At 49.0% G+C, this 1014-nt stretch carries 1 protein-coding gene; it reads left to right on the top strand.

Going from position 1 to position 1014, the window contains the following annotated elements; all coding sequences use genetic code 11:
• Window positions 1-1014: contractile injection system protein, VgrG/Pvc8 family (locus tag ACT3QP_RS14875; protein ID WP_444526038.1), on the top strand; the 1014-nt coding region annotated here is incomplete at both ends.

The following is a 1014-nucleotide window of genomic DNA, read 5'->3' as shown; positions in this document are numbered from 1 at the left end:
AGTGAAGGCAGCACTCAAGCCCTCTATCCAAGTGCGCAGCAAGACATCAGTGCTCATCAAGCGTGGCAAAACAAGCTGATGCAGGCGTCTTATGAAGACGATATCATTGCCCAATTAAACCCAAACGGAAATCAACAACATCAGCAGCATGGTATCGATACTTATGTATTGCAAGTCTATATTCATGAGCGTCACCATCCGCCCTTTACACCGCTCACTGACTTAATCGGTAGCACACTTACCTTAAGCTTTGATACCCCAAGCGGCCTACATTACCGTCATTTATACCTAACGGCCATACATCAATTGGATCACGATGGCAGCTATGGCTATTATCGTCTGCTCGCACAACCACTTACCTATCGCTTGCATCAGCATCCACGCTGTCATATAGACACTGACCTATCGGTACAATCAATGGTGGCAGAACGCACAGCTACTCTAGAGATAGAGACCGTCGATGATAGCAATAGTGAAGACGCCAGCTGGACACCTGCACGTATGACCCAGTGGCAAATCAGTGACTGGACACATATCTGTGAGCGGCTTGCACGTCAAGGACTGACCGCCTATCTGCGTCATGAGCAAACGGATGAACATACACCGCCGAAGCTCATTATCACCACAGCGAGTCCAAGTGATAGCGAGGGTATCAGCGCAAACATTGGTGCGCTACGCTACCAACAAGTATTACACGACCGCGTACATGCGCCAGTGTTAGCACTGAGTGAGCAAATCATCACTCAGCCAGGCTCTATAACGGTGCAACGCTTTAATAGTGCTAGTGTCGCACACCCTACTCAGTCCGCTGATGTTGCTATAAACAGCAACACTGATGGAAATAGTGCTGACGAGGACAATCAAGCAAGTGGCCAAACACTCACGCTAGACACTCCTGCTGCGTTTGCCCCAGTGACAGATACCGAGACCATCGATGAAGCGACTGTCGTCGCCAATAGTCATCAAAGCCACTATAGCGTTTATCATGCACTCGCCCATGCCACCGATTTGAAT

It is taken from the genome of Psychrobacter sp. AOP7-B1-24 (assembly GCF_052376215.1).
In the GTDB taxonomy this organism is placed as follows: Bacteria; Pseudomonadota; Gammaproteobacteria; order Pseudomonadales; family Moraxellaceae; genus Psychrobacter.
This window is presented reverse-complemented; position numbering and strand designations above follow the sequence as displayed.